The following is a 19,538-nucleotide window of genomic DNA, read 5'->3' as shown; positions in this document are numbered from 1 at the left end:
GCTATTGCGCGGGGCATCGTTGTTCGACGGTCTGCTTCAGGCGCGGCAGCGTCATGCGCCAGTAGAAGGCAACGTGCTTGGCGCCTGAGTCGGGTCCGATTTCCCAGCCGCTTCCGCGGCGGATCGGCGAAGGCGGCACCTGCTGGACGACGGTCAGCACCGTCTCGCCGCCGTCAGGCACGAGCGTCATCGTGATCGTCGCATAGGATTGCGGAACATCCGGCAGGTCGGAGACCTGCGACCAATAGGAGTATGCGAGCCGCATCGGCGGCTCCACATGGAGGACGCGGCCCCTGTCGCGATAGCGCTTTGCGCCGATCTCCGCCTCGATCTCGATCGGCGTGCCGATCCGCCAATCGGTCCTGAAATGCGCGTTGCGCCATCTCTCGCCCGCCTTGGGGTCCATGATCGCGTCCCACACCTGCGTTGCCTCCGCAGCGATCCGGATCGACTCGGTGACAGCCTGGAAGGCCAGGAGTTCGTGCGTCATCGAATGCTCACTTGTCGCCCACCACTTTCCATTTTCCATCGGCACCGCGCCGCAGCGAGGGATCGTCGATGCGGATGTGTTGCGCAAGAAAATCGATGAAAGCGCGGACCCGCGCCGGCAGCGGGCCGGCGTGGCCGACATAGACCGCATGGATGTCCTCGCGGTCGCCGGGATTGAGATTTTGCAGCACCGGCACCAGACGCCCGGCCTCGATATCGGGTCCGATGTGAAACAACGCCAGCCGTGCTACCCCGATGCCGCCGAGGGTGAGCTGGCGTGCGGTTTCGCCATCGCTGGCGCGCGCCACCGGTGGCGGCAGGGCCTCTTCGATCTTTTCGGCGCGGCGGAATGGCCAGCCGCGGATGCTGCGCGGAAAGGTCCAGCCGATGCCGCGATGGGCGGCGAGATCGGCCGGATGCTTCGGCGTACCGAAGCGAGCGAGATAGGACGGCGCGGCCACCACCGCCATGCGGCTGGTGCCGAGCTTGCGCGCGATCAGCCGCGAGGCGCCGAGCGGGCCGGCGCGGATCGCGACATCGGCGCGCGCCTGCATCAGATCGACCAGCGTGTCGGTCAGAACGATGTCGAGCGTGATGTCGGGATGCTCGCGCATGAAGCGCGGCAGCAGCGGCATCACATGCAGCATGCCGAACGGGATGTTGCTGTTCACGGTGAGATGGCCGCGCGGCACGCATGAGGCGGCCTCGCGTTCGGCCTCGTCGATATCGGCGAGGATGCGCTGGGCGCGCTGGTAGAAGGCCTGGCCTTCCTCGGTGAGCTGCAGCTTGCGCGTGGTGCGGTTGACCAGCCGCGTGCCGAGCCGGGTCTCGAGCCGGGAGACCAGCTTGCTGACGCCGGACGGTGTCTGGCGCAGGCTGTTCGCGGCAGCGGTGAAGCCGCCGAGATCGACGACGCGGACGAATACGTCCATCTCGCCGGAGCGGTTGGTATCGGTGCGGGCCATCTTGAATTCAAGTCACAAATGATTGGATTGCGGCCATTCTAATCCTTCCTCGCGCGGACCGCTATCTCGCTTTGCGGAATCCTTTTGTCCGGAGCGACACATGCCTGCTGCAGTTCTTGCCTTGACCGCCGGTGCCTTTGGCATCGGCACCACCGAATTCCTCATCATGGGACTGCTGCTGCAGGTCGCCGCCGACATGCAGGTATCCGTATCCGCGGCGGGCCTGCTGATCTCCGGCTATGCGCTCGGCGTATTCGTCGGTGCGCCGATCCTGACGCTGGCAACGCGGCGGATGCCGCGCAAGGCGGTCTTGCTGGCGCTGATGGCGATCTTCACGCTCGGCAATGCGGCGTGTGCGCTGGCGCCGAGCTACGGGCTTTTGATGGCGGCGCGTATTCTCACCTCGCTGGCGCACGGCACCTTCTTCGGCGTTGGCTCCGTGGTGGCGACAAGCCTCGTACCGGAAGACAAACGCGCGTCGGCAATCGCCACGATGTTCATCGGCCTCACGGTCGCGACCCTGCTCGGCGTTCCCTTCGGCGCCTGGTTCGGCCTGATGCTCGGCTGGCGCGCGGCATTCTGGGCGGTGGCGGCGATCGGCGTGATCGCATTCATTGTGCTGGTGGTGCTGGTCCCCGGCCATGTCGGAGCCAACGACAAGCCTGCGCCGCTGCGCGAGGAGCTCGCCGTGCTCGGCCGCCCGCAGGTTCTGCTTGGGCTCGCCATGACAGTGTTCGGCTTCGGCGGGCTGTTCGCGGTCTTCACCTATGTGCAGCCGATCCTGACGCGGCTCACCGGCTTCTCCGACGCCGCGGTGTCGCCGATCCTGCTGGTGTTCGGTGCCGGCCTTGCGATCGGCAACGTCGCGGGCGGACGGCTCGCCGACAAGGGACTTGCGCGGGCGCTGCTGGTATCGCTCGGCGGCCTCGCCGCCGTGCTCGTCGCGCTGACGGCGGTCGTCTCGATCAAGGCATTGGCGGTCGTGCTGCTGTTCATCCTCGGCATCGCCGCGTTCGCGACCGTGGCGCCGCTGCAGCTCCGCGTGCTCGAAGCCGCGGGCGTCGAAGGGCGGACGCTGGCCTCCAGCCTGAACATCGCGGCGTTCAATTTGGGCAACGCGCTCGGCGCCTGGGCCGGCGGCGTCACCATCGATCGCGGCCTCGGCCTCGGCGCGCTGCCGCTGGTGGCAGCCGTCATCACTGCAATCGGCCTGTTGCTTGCGCTGTGGAGCCTGCGCCTCGATCGGCCGATCGCGCTCGCCGCGCAGTGCCCGGCGGAATGAATCGGATCAAGGGAGCATGACCATGGAATACCGCAATCTCGGTGCATCCGGCCTGAAAGTCCCGGTGCTCAGCTTCGGCACCGGCACGTTCGGTGGCCAGGGGCCTCTGTTTTCCGCCTGGGGCCGCAGCGACGCCAGCGAGGCGCGACGGTTGATCGACATCTGTCTCGAGGTCGGCGTCAATTTGTTCGACACCGCCGATGTCTATTCGAACGGCGCGTCGGAGGAGATCCTCAGCGCCGCGATCAAGGGCCGCCGCGACAAGGTGTTGATCTCGACCAAGACCGGCCTGCCGATGGGCGACGACCCGCTCGATGCCGGTACGTCGCGATATCGCCTGGTCGCCGCGGTCGACGCCGCGCTGCGCCGGCTCAGCACCGACTATATCGACCTGCTGCAGCTTCATGCTTTCGATGCCTTCACGCCGGTCGATGAAGTGCTGTCGACGCTCGACGCGCTGGTGCGCGCCGGCAAGCTGCGCTATGTCGGCGCCTCGAATTTCTCCGGCTGGCATCTGATGAAATCGCTCGGTGTCGCCGAGCGGCATGGCTGGCCGCGCTATGTGGCGCATCAGGTCTATTATTCGCTGGTCGGCCGCGACTATGAATCCGAGCTGATGCCGCTCGCGCTCGACCAGGGCGTCGGCGCGCTGGTCTGGAGCCCGCTCGGCTGGGGCCGCCTCACCGGCAGGATCAGGCGCGGCCAGCCATTGCCCGCCAACAGCCGCCTGCATGAGACCGCGCAGTTCGGGCCGGCGGTCGACGACGAGAAGCTCTACACGATCGTCGACGCGCTGGACGCCGTTGCCACAGAGACCGGCCGCAGCGTGCCGCAGATCGCGATTGCCTGGCTGCTCACGCGTCCCAGTGTGTCGTCGGTCATCATCGGCGCGCGTAATGAGGCGCAGCTGCGCGACAATCTCGGCGCGGTCGGGTGGTCGCTCTCGGCGGACCAGATCGCGCGTCTCGACCGCGCGAGCGCGGTGATGCCGGCCTATCCGTACTATCCCTACCGCATCCAGGAAGGCTTCGCGCGCCTCAATCCGCCGCCGGTGTGAGTCCGTCGCAGACCCGGTTTCACGCCTGGACGGTGTGCTCGCAGACCTGCCGGCGATATTCCGCCGGCGTGACGTTCATGTGCTGCCGGAACACGCGATTGAGGTGGCTTTGATCGGCGAAGCCGGCGAGCAGCGCGATCTCCTTCAGCGCGACGCGATCCTTGCGCAGATGCTGGCACGCATGCTCGACCTTGCGCCGCAGGACATAGGCGTGCGGCCGCATGCCGTAGTGCACGCGGAACTTGCGGGCGAACTGGACCGGCGTGCAATTGCAGATGTTCGCCAATTCCTCCAGCGTGATGTTCCGGAAGATGTTCTGCTCGATATAGTCCTCGATCAGCCGGGCATGCGCCGGGCGAAAGCGTCCTTGCGCGCAGGGCATCTTGAACTCGATCGCCGCATATTTCCGCAGGATGTGCACGCTCGCCTGCAGCGCCAGCGCATCATAGCAGAGGCGTCCGCCCGGACCTCCTGAGGCAACCTCCTGAACCATCTGGTCGTTGATCCACGTCAGCATCGGATCTTCGGCCTTGAGCAGATCGTGCAGCTCGATCGCCTCGGCGTCGCGGTCGAAGGCATCGCTCGCCGTCTTCATCATGAGGGCGGGAGCGATATAGAAATGCGTGACCTCGATGTCATTCTTCCAGTGCCAGCTCGACGGCTCTGCGCGGGTCAGGAGTGACGTGACGCCGCGACCGACGTGATCCTGCTTCCATGCGCCGGTGACACGGCGGTTCATCGACGTCGTGCCGTCGCGATAGAGCACGAGGAGGAAGTTCTCCGACGGCGGGACCCAGATGTCGGACGGCGCATAGCGGAAGATGCGCAGCCGGAAATCGTTCCTCCCGACCGAGGCGCTATCCAGCTTCAGCTCACCGGGAGCGTAGCGCGGCAGCTCCTCGACCGTGATCAACTGGCCCATCGCGCGAGCCTCCTCCCTGGGATTGGTGGCGCGGTTGACCGCTTGTTCTTGGCCGGACGGCTGAGCGCAGAATAGGCCGCTTTCGCCGTTTGCCAAGGAGACCAATGGCCGGTCGGGCAATTGAACGGCGGCGTTCCAGAGATTGTCGGTTTCGTCCAAGCCGCGCGGCCGAACGGCCCGTAGCCTGCTCTGCGTTTCGGCGACAGCGCGAGCGGCCGAGACCAAATTGACGCAACGCACCATCATCCGGCGACACCGCGGGTGGGAAGGTGCGTGCGAGAAGCCAGACACAGGAGGAAATCATGACCGAGACCGTCACAAGGTCGAATGGAAGCAATGGTGCGCATGCAACGACCAAGCTCGACGCCGTGGTCGTCGGCGCCGGCGTCGCCGGTCTCTATCAATTGTTCCGCCTGCGTGAGCAGGGACTGAGTGTGAAGGCGATCGACGCCGGGTCTGGTGTCGGCGGCACCTGGTACTGGAACCGCTATCCCGGGGCGCGCTTCGATTCCGAAGGCCACACCTATCAGTACTTGTTCTCCGAGGAGCTCTACAAAGGCTGGAGCTGGAGCGAGCGATTCCCGGGCCAGCCGGAAATCGAGCGCTGGCTGAACTACGTCGCCGACCGCCTCGACCTCGGGAAAGACATCCAGTTCGGCACCACGGTGAAGAGCGCGCATTTCAACGAGGCGACGCAACGCTGGCTGGTCGCGACCGACCAGGGCGACGTGATCGATACCCAGTTCCTCGTCACCTGCTGCGGCATGCTCTCGGCCCCGCACGTGTCCTTCCCGGGACAGGAGACGTTCAAGGGCAAGCTGTTCCACACCGCGCGCTGGCCCAAGGGACCGATCGAGCTCGCCGGCAAGCGCGTCGGCGTGGTCGGCAACGGCGCGACCGGAATCCAGGTGATCCAGTCGATCGCCGGTGAGGTCGGCCATCTCAAGGTGTTCATCCGCACCCCGCAATACATCATCCCGATGAAGAACCCGAAATGGGACGCGGCGGACGCCGAGGCCTACAAGTCGAAGTTCAAATTCCTCACCGAACGGCTGCCGAAAACGTTCACCGGATTCGAATTCGACTTCGAGCACGCCTGGGCCGACCTGACGCCGCAGCAGCGCCGCCAGGTGATCGAGGACTGCTGGAACGACGGATCCCTGAAGCTGTGGGTCTCGTCCTTTGCCGAACTGTTCTTCGACGAAGCCGTCAACGCCGAGATCACCGAATTCGTGCGCGAGAAGATGCGCGAGCGGATCAAGGACCCCAAGCTGTGTGAGCTGCTGATTCCCGCCGATTACGGTTTTGGCACGCACCGGGTGCCGCTGGAAAGCAATTTCCTCGAGGCTTTCCACCGGCCCAATGTCGAGATCGTCAGCGTCAAGAACAATCCGATCGCCCGCATCACGCCTGAGGGCATCCAGACCGCCGACGGCACGGTGCATGAGTTCGACGTCATCATCCTGGCGACCGGCTTCGACGCCGGAACGGGGGCGTTGACGCGGATCGACATCCGCGGCCGCGACGGGCGATCGCTGAAGGACGATTGGGGCAGGGATATCCGCACCACGATGGGCCTGCAGGTCCATGGCTACCCGAACCTGTTCACCACAGCGGTGCCGCTCGCGCCCTCGGCCGCACTCTGCAACATGACCACATGCTTGCAGCAGCAGGTGGAGTGGATTGCCGATTGCATCAGATATCTGCGCGGCAAGAACCTGAACGTCATCGAGCCGACCAGGGATACCGAGGATCAATGGGTGGCGCATCACGACGAGACCGCCAACGCAACGCTGATCGCGAAGACCAACTCCTGGTACCTGGGCTCCAATGTCGAGGGCAAGCCGCGCCGGGTGCTGTCCTATTGCGGCGGCGTCGGCACCTACCGCCAGAAATGCGACGAGGTCGCCGCCAGCGGCTATCGCGGCTTCGCCACGCAGTAGGGCTAATTTCGTAGCCCGGATGGAGCGAAGCGCAATCCGGGACATATGTCGCAACGGTGACACTGGTCCCGGATTTCGCTTCGCTCCATCCGGGCTACGCGGGTCAACATCAAAAAACACAGGAGGAAGACAATGAGCACGAATTTCAGTGCAGCCGCGGATGCAATCCTCGACGGCGTCGTGACTTCAAACCCGCGCGTTCCCGGCGTCGTCGCGATGGTGACCGACCGGCATCGCAACATCTATGAAGGTGCCGCCGGCAAGCGCCGCCTCGACCAGCCGGCCGACATGACGACCGACAGCGTGTTCGCCATCTTCTCGACCACCAAGGCGATCACCGGGACGGCCGTCCTTCAGCTCGTCGAGGAAGGCAAGCTCGATCTCGACGCGCCCGCCAGGACCTACGCACCCGACATCGGCAAGCTCCAGGTGATCGAGGGTTTTGACGACAACGGCGAGCCGCGGCTGCGTCCGCCGAAGCGCGACATCACCACCCGCATGCTGATGGTCCATTCCGCGGGTCTGAGCTACGACTTCATCAATCACACCTATAACCGGCTGGCGCAGGAGAAGGGGCAGCCCAGCGTCATCACGGCGTCCAAGGCGTCGCTGATGACGCCGCTGCTGTTCGATCCGGGCGAGCGCTGGGAATACGGCACCAACATGGATTGGTGCGGCCAGATCGTCGAGGCCATCACCGGCAGGCGGCTCGGCGAAGTCTTCAAGGCACGAATCTTCGAGCCGCTCGGAATCATGGACACGACGTTCGAGCTCACCGACGCGATGCGCCGCAAGCTTGCCGGCATTCACGCCCGCAACGCCGACGGCTCGCTCACGCCGATGGATTTCGAATTGCCGGCCAAGCCCGAGATCCACATGGGCGGCCACGGGCTTTACGGGACCATCGGCGACTACATGCGCTTCATCCGGATGTGGCTGAATGACGGCGCCGGCGAGCACGGGCGGGTCCTCAAGGCGGAGACCGTGCGGATGGCGGAGAAGAACCATCTCGGCAACAACAAGGTCACCGCGATCACCGGCGTGATCACCTCGCTCGCCAACGATGCCGAGTTCTTCCCCGGTCAGTCGAAGTCCTGGGCGCTGAGCTTCATGATCAATGACGAGCAGGCTCCGACCGGCCGCCCCGCCGGCGCGCTCGGCTGGGCCGGTCTCGCCAATTTGTTCTACTGGATCGATCGGCAGAACGGTTTTGGCGGATATTGGGCGACGCAGATCCTGCCGTTTGGCGATCCGACGTCCTTTATCGGCTACATCAATTTCGAAACGGCGTTCTACGAATCCCTGAGGCTGCGCAAGGCGGGATAGAGCGTGCCAATCGGAGCGCGCTAAAGCTAGCTCGCTCCGAGCAGCTCCGTGATCAGTCCCGCCGCCTTGATCCCGGTGCCGCTGATGATGACGACGGTGCGCTCCGCCGGCCGGATCGCGCCGCGTGCCTTGAGGACGTCGAGCGCGGCGGCGGCCGAAGCCGAGGTCGGCTCGACGAACAGGCCGGTCTGCGCCAATCGCTTCAGCGCGGCGACGATGCCGTCTTCGGGAATTGCCACCGTGCGGCCGCCGCTCTCGTTCAGCGCCGCGATCATCTGCTTCAGCCGCAGCGGATGCTTGATCGCGGTGCCCTCGGCGATGGTCTTGCGGACCGCGCGCTCGACCGGCGTGTCGACGCCGGCGGCGAAGCTGGCATCGACCGGCGAGCAGTTGAGCGGCTGCGCTGCGAACAGGCGCGGCAGCCGCGTGATCTGCCCGGCCGCGAAGAGCTCCTTGAAGCCGATATAGCAGCCGAGCAGGCTGCTGCCGGCGCCGACCGGCATGATGACGTTGTCCGGCGCGGTGAAGCCGAAATCTTCCCAGATCTCATAGGCCAGCGACTTGGTGCCCTGCAGGAAGAACGGTTGCCAGTTGTGGCTGGAGTAGAAGATCTGCTTCGACTGGCGGATCGCCTCTACCTCGGATTCCTCGCGCGGGCCTTCGACCAGCTGCACCTCGGCGCCGAAGGCGTGCATCTGCGCCACCTTCATCGGCGACGTCGTCGCCGGCGCGAGGATCCTGACCCGCATCCCGCCCGCCGCGCCATAGGCTGAAACCGATGCGCCGCCATTGCCGGAAGAGTCCTCCAGCACCGCATCGACGCCGAGCTGGCGCAGGAAAGACAGCATCACCGTGGTGCCGCGATCCTTGAAGCTTGCGGTCGGATTGAACCATTCGAGCTTGAAATGCGGCCGCAGGTCATCCCACGCCTTCTCGACGGCAGGCGTGCAGCCTTCACCCATCGTGATCGGCTGCCTGATTTCGACCGGCAGCGCCGCGCGATAGCGCCACAGCGATCGCGTCGCGCGATCGATCTCGTCGCGGGAGATGCCCGGCAGCGGCGTTATCAGGAGCGGCTTGCCTTCGTCGGAGCACCAGCGCGGGATATCCAGCGGATACAGTTTTCCGTTGAGCGGGTCGATGTAACTGGGTGAAGGCATCGCTATTCAGTCCTCAAGGCACGGTCCGGCCGGACACATCGCGACCGAGCACGAAAGCCGGCAAGGTCGCAAGGTTGTCACGAACCATGATCGGGGCGGGCACCCCTTCCGGCAGGTTCATTGCGGCCCGATTATGCCACCAAGTTGGCAGATGCACACGTGCCGTGCCGAACAGATCATAGGCCGATCCTGCAACGAACAGGCATCGATTGGCCGGGACCGGCAGTTCGTCGAGCGCGAGCCGATAGGGTTGCGGCTGCGGCTTGTAATAGCCGGCGCGCTCGGCCGTCACGAACACGGTGAGGGGGACGCCGAGGCGATCGGCGGCGATGCGGCCGAGCCGCTCCGAGCAGTTCGTCACGGCGCCGAGCGCGACGCCGGCACCGTGCAGCGTTTGCAGGACATCGCGAACCTCGAGCCAGGGATCGAGCTCCGCATAGCGTGCGCCGAGCTCTGCGGCGCGTTCGAACGGCAGCCCAACGTTGCGCGCGGCCTCGCCCACCAGGTCTTCATAGGGCCGGTAGCGCCCGGTGGCATAGGTGTTCTTGAGATACTCGGCCCGCCAACGCAGCCCGGCTTCGTCGGAGCCCGCGACCTTGTTCCAGAGTGTCCAGCTGTCGAGCAGCGCCGTCAGCAGATCGAACAGAACGGCGTCATAGGCTCGGGTCATGGGCTGCGCTCCGCCTCCTACCATCCGCGAAACCGCTCCCATTGCCGGACCGCGCCGGAGCCGGCGGCGACGACATGATAGCGATCGTGCTGGGCCCCGGTCGCGCAGGCGTGGTTCGGCAGGATCCGCACCTTGGTGCCGACCGGCAGCGTCACCTGCGGCGCCGTGCTGCCAGAGCGGAGAGCGATGATGCCGTGCTCCTGATTGGTTTCGGTCACGATCAGGTCGCGATAAGGCCGTCCATCGATGTCGCAGACGATGCCATAGCCCTGGTCGACCGGCTGCTTCGCGGTGCCGCGATCGCGCGACAGCGCCATCCAGCCGGCGTCGATGAAGGTCCAGCCGCGGTCGGCGCGATGGCCGATCACCGTCGCGAGCACCGACAGCGCGATGTCCTCGACCGCGCAGACCTCGATCCCGGCCATCACAAGGTCGAACATCACGAAGACGCCGGCGCGCACCTCGGTGACACCATCGAGCCGGCGCGCGAAATGCGCTGTCGGCGTCGAGCCGACGCTGACCACGGGGCAGGGCAGTCCGGCCGCGCGCAGCGATTCGGCGCAGGCGACCGCCGCGGCGCGCTCCTGCTCGGCGGCCTGCTCGAGCCCCGCCACGCTGCGGCAGGAATAGGATTCGCCGGCATGCGCCATGACGCCGCGCAACTCGGCGCCGCCTTGATGCAGCGCGCGGCCGATCTCGACCAGCAGCGGGTCGTGTGCGCCGACGCCGGCCCGATGGCCGTCGCAGTCGATCTCGATCAGCACGGGAATGCGGTCGTTCGACATGCGGGCCATCGCGGTGACGGCGGCGGCCTGCTCGAGACTGTCGAGCACCACGGACAGGTCCACGCTCCGCCGCCGCAGCGCCGCGATGCGATCGAGCTTCTGCGGCGCGATGCCGACGGCATAGAGGATGTCTTTCACGCCTGCCGCGGCAAACATTTCGGCTTCTTGCAGCGTGGAGACCGCGGCCGGACCAGCCGGACTGTCCATCACGGCGCGCGCCGCCGGAATGGATTTCGCGGTCTTCAGATGCGGGCGGAGCGGCACGCCGAGTCGCGACAGCCGCGTCTTCAGGCGGGCGATGTTGTGCAGCATCCGGTCTTCGTCGAGCACGAGGCAGGGCGTCTCGATCCCGGCGAGCGGATGCGGTGCGTTCGAGGCAAGGGGTGATGACATGCGGCAAGACTAGCCGTTTCCATGCTAAGCACAATTTACCGAATGTCATTCTTATATTAAGCCTGAACTTAATGCTCTCGACCGACGATATCCGCTTTTTCCTGGCGATCGCTGCGGCACGGTCGCTCGCGGCCGCGGCGCGGGCGCTCGACGTCACGCCATCGGCGGTGTCGCAGCGGCTGCAGAGCCTCGAGCAGCGTTTGGGTGTTCAACTGGTCAGCCGCTCGGCCCGGCGGTTGACGCTGACGGACGAAGGCGAACTCCTGATGCGGCGCGGGGGCGCGCTGCTCGACGAGGCCATGGAGTTGACGGAGGCGCTGCGGGCGCGTCGCGGAACCATCGCCGGGCATCTGAAGATTCTCGCGCCGCTCGGCTTTGGGCGCCGCTACATCGCGCCGGTCGTTGCCAGCTTCCGATCCCGCCATCCAGACGTGTCGGTCGAGCTCGAGCTGTCCGATCGGCCGGGGCGTGCGGCTGCCGGCGCGTGGGACGTCATGATCCATATCGGTGCGCTGCAGGATTCCACGCTTCGCTTGCTGCGCCTTGCGCCCAATGAACGCCTGCTCTGCGCCTCGCCGGCCTATCTGAAGCGCCGCGGAACGCCGGCGAGCCCGCAGCAGCTGCGCGGACATGATTGCATCGCACTGCGCGAGAACGAGGAGGACGTGACGCTGTGGCGGTTCTCCCGCAGGCGTGGTGCGGCGGAGCCTGATGTCGTCAGGATCGAGCCGATGCTGTCGAGCAATGACGGCGAGGTCGTGAAGGCCTGGGCGCTCATGGATCACGGCCTGATCGTCAGGTCGGAGTGGGATGTCGCCGAGGACCTCGCCTCTGGCCGGCTGGTACGGGTTCTGCCGAACTTCCGCCTGCCGCCGGCCGACATCGTCGCGCTCCTCAATCCGGGCCGCGGCGGGCGGGCCCGGCGCACGCAGGCTTTCGTGGAGCATTTGCGCGCCGTCCTCGCGCCGCCGCCATGGCGCAGCAGGCCACGCTGACAGACGGCGATCGCTTACGCCGCGCCGGCCTGCCGGCTCAGATAGCCCTTGGCAAAATCGAGATACCAGTCGAGGCAGCCGGGATTGGCCATCGCATCGCGGTTGATGATCTTCTCGACGGGATGGCCGAGCAACAGCTTCTTGACCGGCAGCTCCTGCTTCTTGCCGGACAGCGTGCGCGGAATCTCCGCCACGACGAAGATGTCGTTGGGCAGGAAGCGGCGCGACAGGCCGGCCTCGACCGCCTTGTTGATCTTGCCTCTCATCGCGGCATCGAGCGCAATGCCCTCGCGCAGCACCACGAACAGCGGCATGTAGCTGTCGCGGCCGAGATATTCGAGGTCGACCACCATCGAATCCAGCACCTCCGGCAGCGCCTCGATCGCGGAATAGAGCTCGCTGGTGCCCATCCGCAAGCCATGGCGGTTGATGGTGGCGTCGCTGCGGCCATAGATCACGCAGGAGCCGTCGGGATTGATCTTGAGCCAGTCGCCATGTCGCCACACCGGGCCGCGGCCGGAGCCGTCGAAATTGTCGGGATAGGTCTCGAAATAGCTGGAAAGGTAGCGCGCGTTGCCGGGATCGTTCCAGAACCGCAGCGGCATCGAGGGCAGCGGCTCGGTGCAGACGAGCTCGCCGACCTCGTCGATCACCGCGCGGCCCTGCTCGTCGAACGCTTCCACCGCGCAGCCGAGCAGGCGGCATTGCATGATGCCCGGCGTCTGCGGCAATTCGCGATTGCCGCCGATGAAGGCGCCGGCGAAGTCGGTACCGCCCGAAATATTGGCCCACCACATATCGGCCTGCGCGGCGTTGCCGTTCTGCTTCGCAAGCGCGGCGAAGCGCTCGTTGAACCAGGCCTGGGTGTCGGCGCTGAGCGGCGAGCCGGTCGAGCCGAGCGTGCGCAGGCTCGAGAGGTCGCCGACGGCTGCGAGATCGATCTCCGCCTTGGTGCAATTGGCGAAGAACGCCGCGCCGGCGCCGAAGAAGGTGGCCTTGGCCTCGGCGACGAAGCGCCACAGCGTGGTCCAGTCCGGCTTGTCCTTGGTGCCGCCGGGGCTGCCGTCGAAAATGCAGCAGGTCGTGCCGTTGAGCAGGCCGTTGGCCTGGCAATTCCACATGATCCAGCCGGTCGAAGAGTACCAGTGAAAGCGTTCGCCGAACGAGTTTTGCTGATAGCTGCAGCCGATGTCGTTGTGCAGCGTCGAGAGCGGCAGCGCCACCACGATGATGCCGCCATGGCTGTGCAGGATCGGCTTCGGCAATCCGGTGGTGCCCGAGGAATAGACGATCCAGAGCGGATGATCGAACGGCAGCCATTCCGGCTCGAAGGTGTCGATCTCCGCGCTCTGACTCGCGAGAATTGATGACAATCGCGTCTCGGACGGTGCGGCGTCGCTGTGCAGAATGACATGCTGCACGGTCGGCAGCGCGCGCCGCAATTCCTCGATCACACCTTGCCGGTCGTGGCGTCGGCCGGCATAGGTCACGGCGTCGCAGGCGATCAGGACCTTCGGCTCGATCTGCTTGAAGCGATCGATCACCGCGGGCGCCGCCATGTCGGGCGCACAGACGCTCCAGACCGCGCCGAGGCTCGCGGTCGCGAGGAACGCGATGATCGTCTCGGGAATGTTCGGCAAGTAGGCGGCGACCCGGTCGCCGGCGCCGACGCCGTTGGCCTTCAGATGCAGCGCCAGCGCCGCCGATTTGCGCTGCAGTTCGGGCCAGCTCGTCTCCGAGAGCTTGCCGTCCTCGCCGCTCGAGATCAGGGCCGGCAATCCTGCGGCATGCGCCGGTGCGACATGGCGGAAGACCTGGCGCGCGTAGTTCACCGAAGCGCCGGGAAACCACACCGCGCCCGGCATCTTGCGCTCGGCCAGCACCGCCGAATGCGGCGTCGGCGAGCGCAGGTCGAAATAATCCCACACGCTCTGCCAGAAGCCGTCGATATCGGTGACCGACCAGCGCCGCAGCGCCTCGAAATCCGCAAATTCAAGGCCGCGCGTCTGCTTCAGCCATTGGCGGTAAAGGGCCATTTGCGGGACGTAAGCTGCTGTCATGGGCGTTTCCGAAAGTCCTTGTGTCGTGGCAGGCGATCGAGGCCCGCCGCGTGTCTTAACATAGTGATGCAAGCGCGGGGAACGCAGTCGAACCGCTGCCTGCGTCATATTCTTACCGCCGCCGCAGCGTGCTATTCCATCGGGCGCGGCTGATTCCATGCGGCAACCGAATCGAGCGGCCATGTCCATCGGCGAACTCTTCACCCTCGGCTTCTACGGCAAGGTCATTCCGCCCTGGCTGAAGGAATTTGCCGCGCAATTCGGGCTCGGCGGGGTGATCCTGTTCGACTATTCCTGCCAGACCCGGCAGTATGACAACAACATCGCCTCGCCCGCGCAGGTGCAGTCGCTCTGCGCCGAGATCGCGGCGCTGCCGTCACAGCCGCTGGTCTTCATCGACCAGGAGGGCGGCCTGGTGCGCCGGCTCAAGGACACCTGCGGTTTTCGGCCGCTGCCGAGCGCGAAGGAGTTCAATCTGCTCGCGCGTGTGGAAAAGCAGACGGTCCTGGCCGCAAGCTACGGCGAGCTGCGCCGGCTCGGCATCCGCTACAATTTCGCGCCTGTCATCGACGTCGACTACAATTCCGACAATCCCAACATCGGCAGGATCAAGCGGTCCTATTCGCCCGATATCGGTGAGGTCGAGGCCAATGCCCGGCTGGTCGACGCTGCGGCGCGGCAGGCGGGAGTAGGCCTTTGCCTGAAGCATTTTCCGGGCATCGGCGGGGCGAGCGTCGATTCGCACCTGGAGTTCATGGACATTTCCGATGCGCTGCGTCCAGAGCAGGAGGAACTGTTCTACGCGTTGGCGCCGCGCACCTATGGCGATGCGGTGCTGGTCAGCCACGCCATTGTCCGGCAGTGGGACGCGCAGCATCCGATGACACTGTCACCGACCGGGCTCGGCCGGCTTCGCCGCCGCCTGCCCGAGACGCTGCTGATCACCGACGACATGCAGATGCAGGGGCTGCAGAAGGCGCTCGGCACAAGCGCGGCCAGCCTGCAGTCGATCGCCGCCGGCATGGACATGATCTGCATCGGCAACAATTTGTTCGACCAGGAGCAGGAGATGGCCGGCATCGCCGCGGCGGTCGCGGGTGCGGTGCAAGACGGGGCGCTGGATCGCGCCGCGGTTCAGCGCTCCATTGCGCGGGTGCGAAAGCGCAAGGCGCTGCTCGCCTGACGGCATTGAACGAAATTCCGCGCCGGGTGACAACAAGAGGTGGAACCAAATTTCATTGCCGCGATTTAACAATGACGCTCATCGGGGCTGACAACCATGAAGATGCTCAAGCGTCTCTTCCGATTGACCTGGCTACGTCGGGCCGCACGCAAACCAGCCGATTTTCCGCCTGCCTCCATCGATCCTGACGAATTCAGCCGCCTGCTTTGCAGCGGGCGCGCCGAAGATTTGCGGACACTGGCAAAGAGATTGAGCCAGCGCTCGCGGGCCCACGCATAGGCGGTGGATCGGATCCGATCACGCGGCCGGTTCTCGGCTAAACCGGCAAGTCCGACGCGCGGCCGTGACTCCGGCGTCGGTCTCGATGCGATCAGCTACTGCTTTGCTTTTTCATGATTGCCGATCCCGACCGCCTTGTAGTCGTAGGTCGGGTAGAACTCGGTATGGTAGGCGCCCCAGGCACTGTTCTCGATGACGCGGTTGACCTCGCGCAGCCGCGATGCCGGCAGCCGCAGCGTCACCACCTGGCCGATTCCCATCATCACGTACCAGCTGACGACCTCGACCCCCTCGGGCGGAAACGCCTTGTAGAAGCCCTGTCGCTCAAGCTGGGCATTGAGCTCACCGAGCGGTCGTGACTGATCATGCTTGAAGAAGATGGTGAGCATGACCGCGTTGTCGGGCGTCGGCGTTGCATCGCCGGTCGGCGCGGTCTGGGCCCGCGCGCCTGCGCCAAGCAGCAGTGCCGCGGCGAGCGCCGCAATCGTCATCCAGGATATCCAGGATCCGTTCCGCCCTCGCTTCATGGCCGCGCCCTTATTGCTGATCGAGAGGCGGCGATCATCGCGACGCCTGTCGGGGCTGTAAATTGACATTCGCCTGATCCGATGCCTGCCCAATGCGCACCCGATGCTCGGTTGATGTGAACCGTCTCATAGGTGCGCGCGCCCGCGTGCGGTATGCCGAGGCCATCCCGATGCCGAGAGGGATGATCGATGACGACCCGGCGAATGGCGTATTGGTGGTTCAGGTTCGTTCTTTCGGGCCGGTTCCTGCAGAAATTCCTTCGGCTCCGGCGCCCCTGAGGCGATGCCAGGCCGCGAAGTCCGGCCTTTTCATCCGGAAGCAGGGGACGGCTGGCCGAACTGTTCAAGGTCGATGCCAGGCGGAGAATCCCGCCGGTGGCAGCCTCGGCCACCCGTCCCGTAAGAATACTGTAATTCGACTCAAATATGCGAGATTCGTTGCCAAATCAGCGGTAATCTGCGCCAGCTTGGCAGGTCGGGGCCCGAGGTCACAGTTGCGTCACCCGTAGTTTTACGGAGTCCCGTGTTAACGCGGCCACAAGTTCACCTTTGGTAAACCATACCTATGACGCAACATGACAATCGGGCCGAGGCGCGCCTTCCGGCATGGACGGGTGGAACCGCGACGCTCGAGCCGCAGCCGCTTGAGACTCAGGGAGCCGCTGCGCCGCGGCCGCAGGCGGACGCCGGTGCCGCGATCGTCCGGCAGTTCAATGGGCCGGTGACGGCGCTGCTGCTCTATATGAACGAGCTCAAACAGCACAGTCAGCAATTCGCACACGCGCCCGGCAATGGCGTCTATCTGCGGCAGGTGATCGAGAACGCGCTCGAGCAGACCGAGCGGGTGTCCGCGATGCTGAAGCAGATTTCCGACCTCTATCCCAATGCCGTCCCGGCCGCCGATCTCAAGCCGCCGGACGACGACAAGCCGGCAGGCTCCCGGTCGCTGGATGTCATGTTCGCGCCGGAAGCCGGCCGCAAACCGTTGACCAAGCGCGAGCGTGAAGTGCTCAGCCTGATCAGCGACGGCTATTCCAACAAGCAGGGCGCGCTGCGGATGAACATCAGCCCGCGCACGTTCGAGAGCCATCGCGCCGAGGCCATGCGCAAGCTCGGGGCGCGCAACACCGCCGATCTCGTCCGCAAGGCCTTGTTGCATTCCGCTTAGAGCGTTTTCAAGCGAAGTGGTTCGCGTCAAGAAGACGCGTCGAAACTGAAATCCGGAGCGCCGTTCCGATTCCATCGGAGCGGGGCTCTGAGCGTGTTCGGTTCGTTAGAGCCCTGTTCTCAGAAATCGTCTTCCGCAGCGAAGCACAGGCGCGGCGCGAGCCGCGCGGCCGGCGCGGCGGCCTTCGGTTCATCCGGAACGATCGTGACCACCCATGCCGCCGTCGCGCCAGACTTGCTTTCGACGATCGCGCGCACGCGTCCGGTGACGGTCGCGCCGGCCGACCGTACGGTGGCGGGCCGGCCGTTGAACTGGGCCATGCGGAAGCGCCGGGCTTCCTTCCGGTCGGTCGTCTGGTACGTGAACATCGGCTCCCCCGTGCGTCCACGCAACTGTGGGGATGCAGCGTTATCCGACGGTGAAAATCGCACGCCGTAGAAGTACGGCTTGCACGGCGGTCGGAGCGCTTTTGAGCGAAGCGGGTGCCGGCTCGCGCGAAGACAACGCGGCAAGATAACGAACTCTAGCGGCCGACTTCCTGACAATTCAGCAGTCCCGCATATTGCGCCTTGACCGCAGCGTAGCATTCGCACGCGGTCCTGATCAGCCCATCCGCGTTGGTGATCTCGATGTGCCCGCGGCTGTAGTGGATGAAATTGGCCTGTTGCAAGGTATGCGCGACCAGCGACACGCTGTTGCGGCGCGCACCGATCATCTGCGCCATCGCCTCTTGCGTCAGGACGATCTTGTTGCTGCCGGAGAGATCGCGGGTGTGCAGCAGGCATCGCGCCAGCCGTGACTCCACGGTGTGCGCGGCGTTGCATCCGGCCGTCTGCTGGATCTGGGCGTAGACGGCGAGCCCGTGCCGGATCAATCTCGCGCGAAGCGTCGGGCTCTGGCCGGCAGCCGCGCGCAACGGCTCGAGTTCCACGGTCGAGGCGACGCCGGGCACCAGCACCGTGGCGTTGTTCAGGACAGGCCCTTCGACGAGCGGGGCGAATGCGCCATAGATGCTGTCGCGGCCGACCATCGCGACCTGCACGCGCTCGCCTTTTGCGAGCCTGACCACCAGCGAGATCACGCCCTTGTGCGGCATGTATGTCCGCTTGAGCATCTCGTCGGTCTCGACCAGGACCGAATTGGCCGCGAGGTCGACCGTCCGCAGATGCGGCCGAATCAACTCGAAATCGCTTGCCGAGAGCGACGCCAGAAATCCGTTGGGTGATCGAGGAACCGTTTCCAAAGCAACCTCCAGCCTTCCGGCAAAGCTTGTCTCTGGGCCCCAGGGCTGACGTGCGGCTGGACGTCCTTGCAACCTATTCTGGCACGTCAGGGTTCCGATGGAAACATGTCTTGGTTCCGATAGGAATAGACCTATCGCCGCACGTCCGCGTCGTCTGGCCGGTCACAGTTGGGGCGGGGTGGCGCGCCGGTCAGTCTTCCGGCCCGATCAATTGTTCGGCGTGCGCCTTGACCGTCGTGTAGCATTCACACGCCGCCTTCCGCAGGCCGTCGATATCGGTGATCTCGATGTGACCGCGGCTGTAACGCAGGATGCCGGCCTGCTGAAACCCATGTGCGACAATCGAAACCGCATTGCGCCGGACGCCGATCATCTGCGCCAGCATCTCCTGGGTTAGCGGCAACGCCTCGCTCCCGCACAAATCGCGTGCGCGCAGCAGCCATCGCGACAGCCGTGCCTCCACCGGATGGGAAACATTGCAGGCGACGGATTGTTGCGTCTGCGCCATCAGCGCCTGCTCATAGAGCGCAACGAGGGTCCGGAAATCCGCGCTGCGATCTGCTGCCTCGCGGAAATCTTCCGCCCGCACCATCGAGGCCGAGCCCGGCACCACGACAATCGCGTCGGCAAGCAGCGGCCGCTCGTGCAGGGCGGCAGACGCGCCCACGACCCCATCGCGACCGATGGTTGCAATCTCGACAGATTGCCCGTCGGACAGATTGATCATCATCGAGACCACGCCGCTATGCGGAAAATAAACCCGCTGCACCGGCGCGCCGGCATCGGCGAGCGCCGTTTCCCTGGTCAGGTCGACGGTTTCCAGAAGGGGATGAAGTTGCGCGTACTCCGTGGAGGGAAGGGCTTGCAACAGACGATTGGGCGGACGCGATACCGCGGACATTGGTGCTCCTGCCGAGGGCGGGAGCACTGCGGTCTCGCATCACCTACTCTTGGCGTGTGGAATGATTGCGAACATAGCTTGCCTGTCCAATTGCACAAGGGTTGTGGTGTTGAAACTATACCCTCTAGAGGGCAGACGGCGTGGCCGCCGCCGGCACCGGTGATCGACGTCGATCCGCGCGGCGCGCGAT

The 19,538-nt window shown here is 65.3% G+C and carries 19 protein-coding genes; 8 read left to right on the top strand and 11 right to left on the bottom strand.

Annotated elements, in window-relative coordinates; all coding sequences use genetic code 11:
- Position 1 precedes the first annotated feature (1 nt).
- Positions 2–490, bottom strand: a complete 489-nt coding sequence (locus IF803_RS12210; RefSeq protein WP_461192301.1) for an SRPBCC domain-containing protein — start codon at positions 488–490, stop codon at positions 2–4.
- A 7-nt stretch (positions 491–497) separates the two neighbouring features.
- The gene (locus IF803_RS12205) at positions 498–1,454 is read right to left on the bottom strand and encodes a LysR family transcriptional regulator (RefSeq protein ID WP_461192300.1); all 957 of its coding nucleotides are present in this window, start codon (positions 1,452–1,454) and stop codon (positions 498–500) included.
- 100 nt (positions 1,455–1,554) lie between these two features.
- Between IF803_RS12205 and IF803_RS12200 the strand changes: the two genes are divergently transcribed.
- Positions 1,555–2,736 carry an MFS transporter gene (locus IF803_RS12200; protein ID WP_461192299.1) on the top strand — a complete coding sequence of 394 codons (1,182 nt, stop codon included), beginning with the start codon at positions 1,555–1,557 and terminating at the stop codon, positions 2,734–2,736.
- A gap of 22 nt (positions 2,737–2,758) precedes the next feature.
- Complete coding sequence (locus tag IF803_RS12195; RefSeq protein WP_461192298.1) at positions 2,759–3,793, top strand: aldo/keto reductase; 1,035 nt, start codon at positions 2,759–2,761, stop codon at positions 3,791–3,793.
- Between the two features lie 19 nt (positions 3,794–3,812).
- Here IF803_RS12195 and IF803_RS12190 read toward each other — a convergent pair whose 3' ends face one another.
- The gene (locus tag IF803_RS12190) at positions 3,813–4,715 is read right to left on the bottom strand and encodes a helix-turn-helix transcriptional regulator (RefSeq protein WP_304498159.1); all 903 of its coding nucleotides are present in this window, start codon (positions 4,713–4,715) and stop codon (positions 3,813–3,815) included.
- Between the two features lie 302 nt (positions 4,716–5,017).
- On the opposite strand from IF803_RS12190, the gene IF803_RS12185 reads away from it, so the two are divergent.
- Positions 5,018–6,658: a flavin-containing monooxygenase gene (locus IF803_RS12185; protein WP_304498160.1), complete on the top strand. Its 1,641-nt coding sequence runs from the start codon at positions 5,018–5,020 to the stop codon at positions 6,656–6,658.
- Positions 6,659–6,790: 132 nt separating this feature from the next.
- The gene (gene acmB / locus IF803_RS12180) at positions 6,791–7,984 is read left to right on the top strand and encodes a methyl acetate hydrolase AcmB (protein WP_461192297.1); all 1,194 of its coding nucleotides are present in this window, start codon (positions 6,791–6,793) and stop codon (positions 7,982–7,984) included.
- Positions 7,985–8,010: 26 nt separating this feature from the next.
- Here acmB and IF803_RS12175 read toward each other — a convergent pair whose 3' ends face one another.
- The 3 genes from IF803_RS12175 to IF803_RS12165 are packed head-to-tail and all read right to left on the bottom strand — an operon-like array spanning position 8,011 to position 10,992.
- Positions 8,011–9,144 (bottom strand): threonine synthase, encoded by a 1,134-nt coding sequence (locus IF803_RS12175; RefSeq protein WP_461192296.1) that lies wholly within the window; start codon positions 9,142–9,144, stop codon positions 8,011–8,013.
- Between the two features lie 13 nt (positions 9,145–9,157).
- Positions 9,158–9,814, bottom strand: coding sequence for an HAD-IA family hydrolase (locus IF803_RS12170; RefSeq protein ID WP_461192295.1), 657 nt, complete (start codon positions 9,812–9,814; stop codon positions 9,158–9,160).
- Positions 9,815–9,831: 17 nt separating this feature from the next.
- Positions 9,832–10,992, bottom strand: a complete 1,161-nt coding sequence (locus tag IF803_RS12165; RefSeq protein ID WP_461192294.1) for a DSD1 family PLP-dependent enzyme — start codon at positions 10,990–10,992, stop codon at positions 9,832–9,834.
- 71 nt (positions 10,993–11,063) lie between these two features.
- Here IF803_RS12165 and IF803_RS12160 point away from each other — a divergent pair, with 71 nt between their 5' ends.
- The gene (locus IF803_RS12160) at positions 11,064–11,987 is read left to right on the top strand and encodes a LysR substrate-binding domain-containing protein (RefSeq protein WP_461192293.1); all 924 of its coding nucleotides are present in this window, start codon (positions 11,064–11,066) and stop codon (positions 11,985–11,987) included.
- A gap of 14 nt (positions 11,988–12,001) precedes the next feature.
- On the opposite strand, the gene IF803_RS12155 is transcribed toward IF803_RS12160, so the two are convergent.
- The gene (locus IF803_RS12155; protein WP_461192292.1) at positions 12,002–14,047 is read right to left on the bottom strand and encodes an acetoacetate--CoA ligase; all 2,046 of its coding nucleotides are present in this window, start codon (positions 14,045–14,047) and stop codon (positions 12,002–12,004) included.
- Between the two features lie 181 nt (positions 14,048–14,228).
- Here IF803_RS12155 and IF803_RS12150 point away from each other — a divergent pair, with 181 nt between their 5' ends.
- Together IF803_RS12150 and IF803_RS12145 are read left to right on the top strand one after the other, a co-directional pair.
- Positions 14,229–15,230 carry a glycoside hydrolase family 3 N-terminal domain-containing protein gene (locus IF803_RS12150; RefSeq protein ID WP_461192291.1) on the top strand — a complete coding sequence of 334 codons (1,002 nt, stop codon included), beginning with the start codon at positions 14,229–14,231 and terminating at the stop codon, positions 15,228–15,230.
- A 96-nt stretch (positions 15,231–15,326) separates the two neighbouring features.
- Positions 15,327–15,509, top strand: a complete 183-nt coding sequence (locus IF803_RS12145; RefSeq protein ID WP_225163741.1) for a hypothetical protein — start codon at positions 15,327–15,329, stop codon at positions 15,507–15,509.
- A 95-nt stretch (positions 15,510–15,604) separates the two neighbouring features.
- Here the strand turns inward: IF803_RS12145 and IF803_RS12140 are convergent, their stop codons facing one another.
- Positions 15,605–16,000 carry a hypothetical protein gene (locus IF803_RS12140; RefSeq protein ID WP_461192290.1) on the bottom strand — a complete coding sequence of 132 codons (396 nt, stop codon included), beginning with the start codon at positions 15,998–16,000 and terminating at the stop codon, positions 15,605–15,607.
- A 601-nt stretch (positions 16,001–16,601) separates the two neighbouring features.
- Between IF803_RS12140 and IF803_RS12135 the strand changes: the two genes are divergently transcribed.
- Positions 16,602–17,204: a helix-turn-helix domain-containing protein gene (locus IF803_RS12135; protein WP_461192289.1), complete on the top strand. Its 603-nt coding sequence runs from the start codon at positions 16,602–16,604 to the stop codon at positions 17,202–17,204.
- A 119-nt stretch (positions 17,205–17,323) separates the two neighbouring features.
- Here the strand turns inward: IF803_RS12135 and IF803_RS12130 are convergent, their stop codons facing one another.
- The 3 genes from IF803_RS12130 to IF803_RS12120 form a co-directional block, all read right to left on the bottom strand.
- Complete coding sequence (locus IF803_RS12130) at positions 17,324–17,572, bottom strand: hypothetical protein (RefSeq protein WP_028343817.1); 249 nt, start codon at positions 17,570–17,572, stop codon at positions 17,324–17,326.
- Between the two features lie 155 nt (positions 17,573–17,727).
- On the bottom strand, positions 17,728–18,447 hold the full coding sequence (locus tag IF803_RS12125) for a Crp/Fnr family transcriptional regulator (RefSeq protein WP_028343818.1): 720 nt from the start codon (positions 18,445–18,447) through the stop codon (positions 17,728–17,730).
- A gap of 190 nt (positions 18,448–18,637) precedes the next feature.
- Complete coding sequence (locus IF803_RS12120; RefSeq protein ID WP_069277314.1) at positions 18,638–19,348, bottom strand: Crp/Fnr family transcriptional regulator; 711 nt, start codon at positions 19,346–19,348, stop codon at positions 18,638–18,640.
- Positions 19,349–19,538 lie beyond the last annotated feature (190 nt).

Source organism: Bradyrhizobium sp. UFLA06-06 (assembly GCF_054820065.1).
The sequence above is the reverse complement of the archived record's forward strand: the minus strand, read 5'-3'. Positions and strand labels throughout refer to the sequence as shown.

What these genes read in the sequence shown, in the direction of transcription:
- IF803_RS12200 (WP_461192299.1), top strand. Translation starts at nt 1,555, where the DNA reads ATGCCTGCTGCAGTTCTTGCCTTGACCGCCGGTGCCTTTGGCATCGGC.
- acmB (WP_461192297.1), top strand. Translation starts at nt 6,791, where the DNA reads ATGAGCACGAATTTCAGTGCAGCCGCGGATGCAATCCTCGACGGCGTC.
- IF803_RS12170 (WP_461192295.1), bottom strand. Translation starts at nt 9,814, where the DNA reads ATGACCCGAGCCTATGACGCCGTTCTGTTCGATCTGCTGACGGCGCTG.
- IF803_RS12155 (WP_461192292.1), bottom strand. Translation starts at nt 14,047, where the DNA reads ATGACAGCAGCTTACGTCCCGCAAATGGCCCTTTACCGCCAATGGCTG.
- IF803_RS12135 (WP_461192289.1), top strand. Translation starts at nt 16,602, where the DNA reads ATGACGCAACATGACAATCGGGCCGAGGCGCGCCTTCCGGCATGGACG.
- IF803_RS12130 (WP_028343817.1), bottom strand. Translation starts at nt 17,572, where the DNA reads ATGTTCACGTACCAGACGACCGACCGGAAGGAAGCCCGGCGCTTCCGC.
- IF803_RS12205 (WP_461192300.1), bottom strand. Translation starts at nt 1,454, where the DNA reads ATGGCCCGCACCGATACCAACCGCTCCGGCGAGATGGACGTATTCGTC.
- IF803_RS12150 (WP_461192291.1), top strand. Translation starts at nt 14,229, where the DNA reads ATGTCCATCGGCGAACTCTTCACCCTCGGCTTCTACGGCAAGGTCATT.
- IF803_RS12145 (WP_225163741.1), top strand. Translation starts at nt 15,327, where the DNA reads ATGAAGATGCTCAAGCGTCTCTTCCGATTGACCTGGCTACGTCGGGCC.
- IF803_RS12120 (WP_069277314.1), bottom strand. Translation starts at nt 19,348, where the DNA reads ATGTCCGCGGTATCGCGTCCGCCCAATCGTCTGTTGCAAGCCCTTCCC.
- IF803_RS12185 (WP_304498160.1), top strand. Translation starts at nt 5,018, where the DNA reads ATGACCGAGACCGTCACAAGGTCGAATGGAAGCAATGGTGCGCATGCA.
- IF803_RS12195 (WP_461192298.1), top strand. Translation starts at nt 2,759, where the DNA reads ATGGAATACCGCAATCTCGGTGCATCCGGCCTGAAAGTCCCGGTGCTC.
- IF803_RS12175 (WP_461192296.1), bottom strand. Translation starts at nt 9,144, where the DNA reads ATGCCTTCACCCAGTTACATCGACCCGCTCAACGGAAAACTGTATCCG.
- IF803_RS12160 (WP_461192293.1), top strand. Translation starts at nt 11,064, where the DNA reads ATGCTCTCGACCGACGATATCCGCTTTTTCCTGGCGATCGCTGCGGCA.
- IF803_RS12190 (WP_304498159.1), bottom strand. Translation starts at nt 4,715, where the DNA reads ATGGGCCAGTTGATCACGGTCGAGGAGCTGCCGCGCTACGCTCCCGGT.
- IF803_RS12165 (WP_461192294.1), bottom strand. Translation starts at nt 10,992, where the DNA reads ATGTCATCACCCCTTGCCTCGAACGCACCGCATCCGCTCGCCGGGATC.
- IF803_RS12210 (WP_461192301.1), bottom strand. Translation starts at nt 490, where the DNA reads ATGACGCACGAACTCCTGGCCTTCCAGGCTGTCACCGAGTCGATCCGG.
- IF803_RS12140 (WP_461192290.1), bottom strand. Translation starts at nt 16,000, where the DNA reads ATGACGATTGCGGCGCTCGCCGCGGCACTGCTGCTTGGCGCAGGCGCG.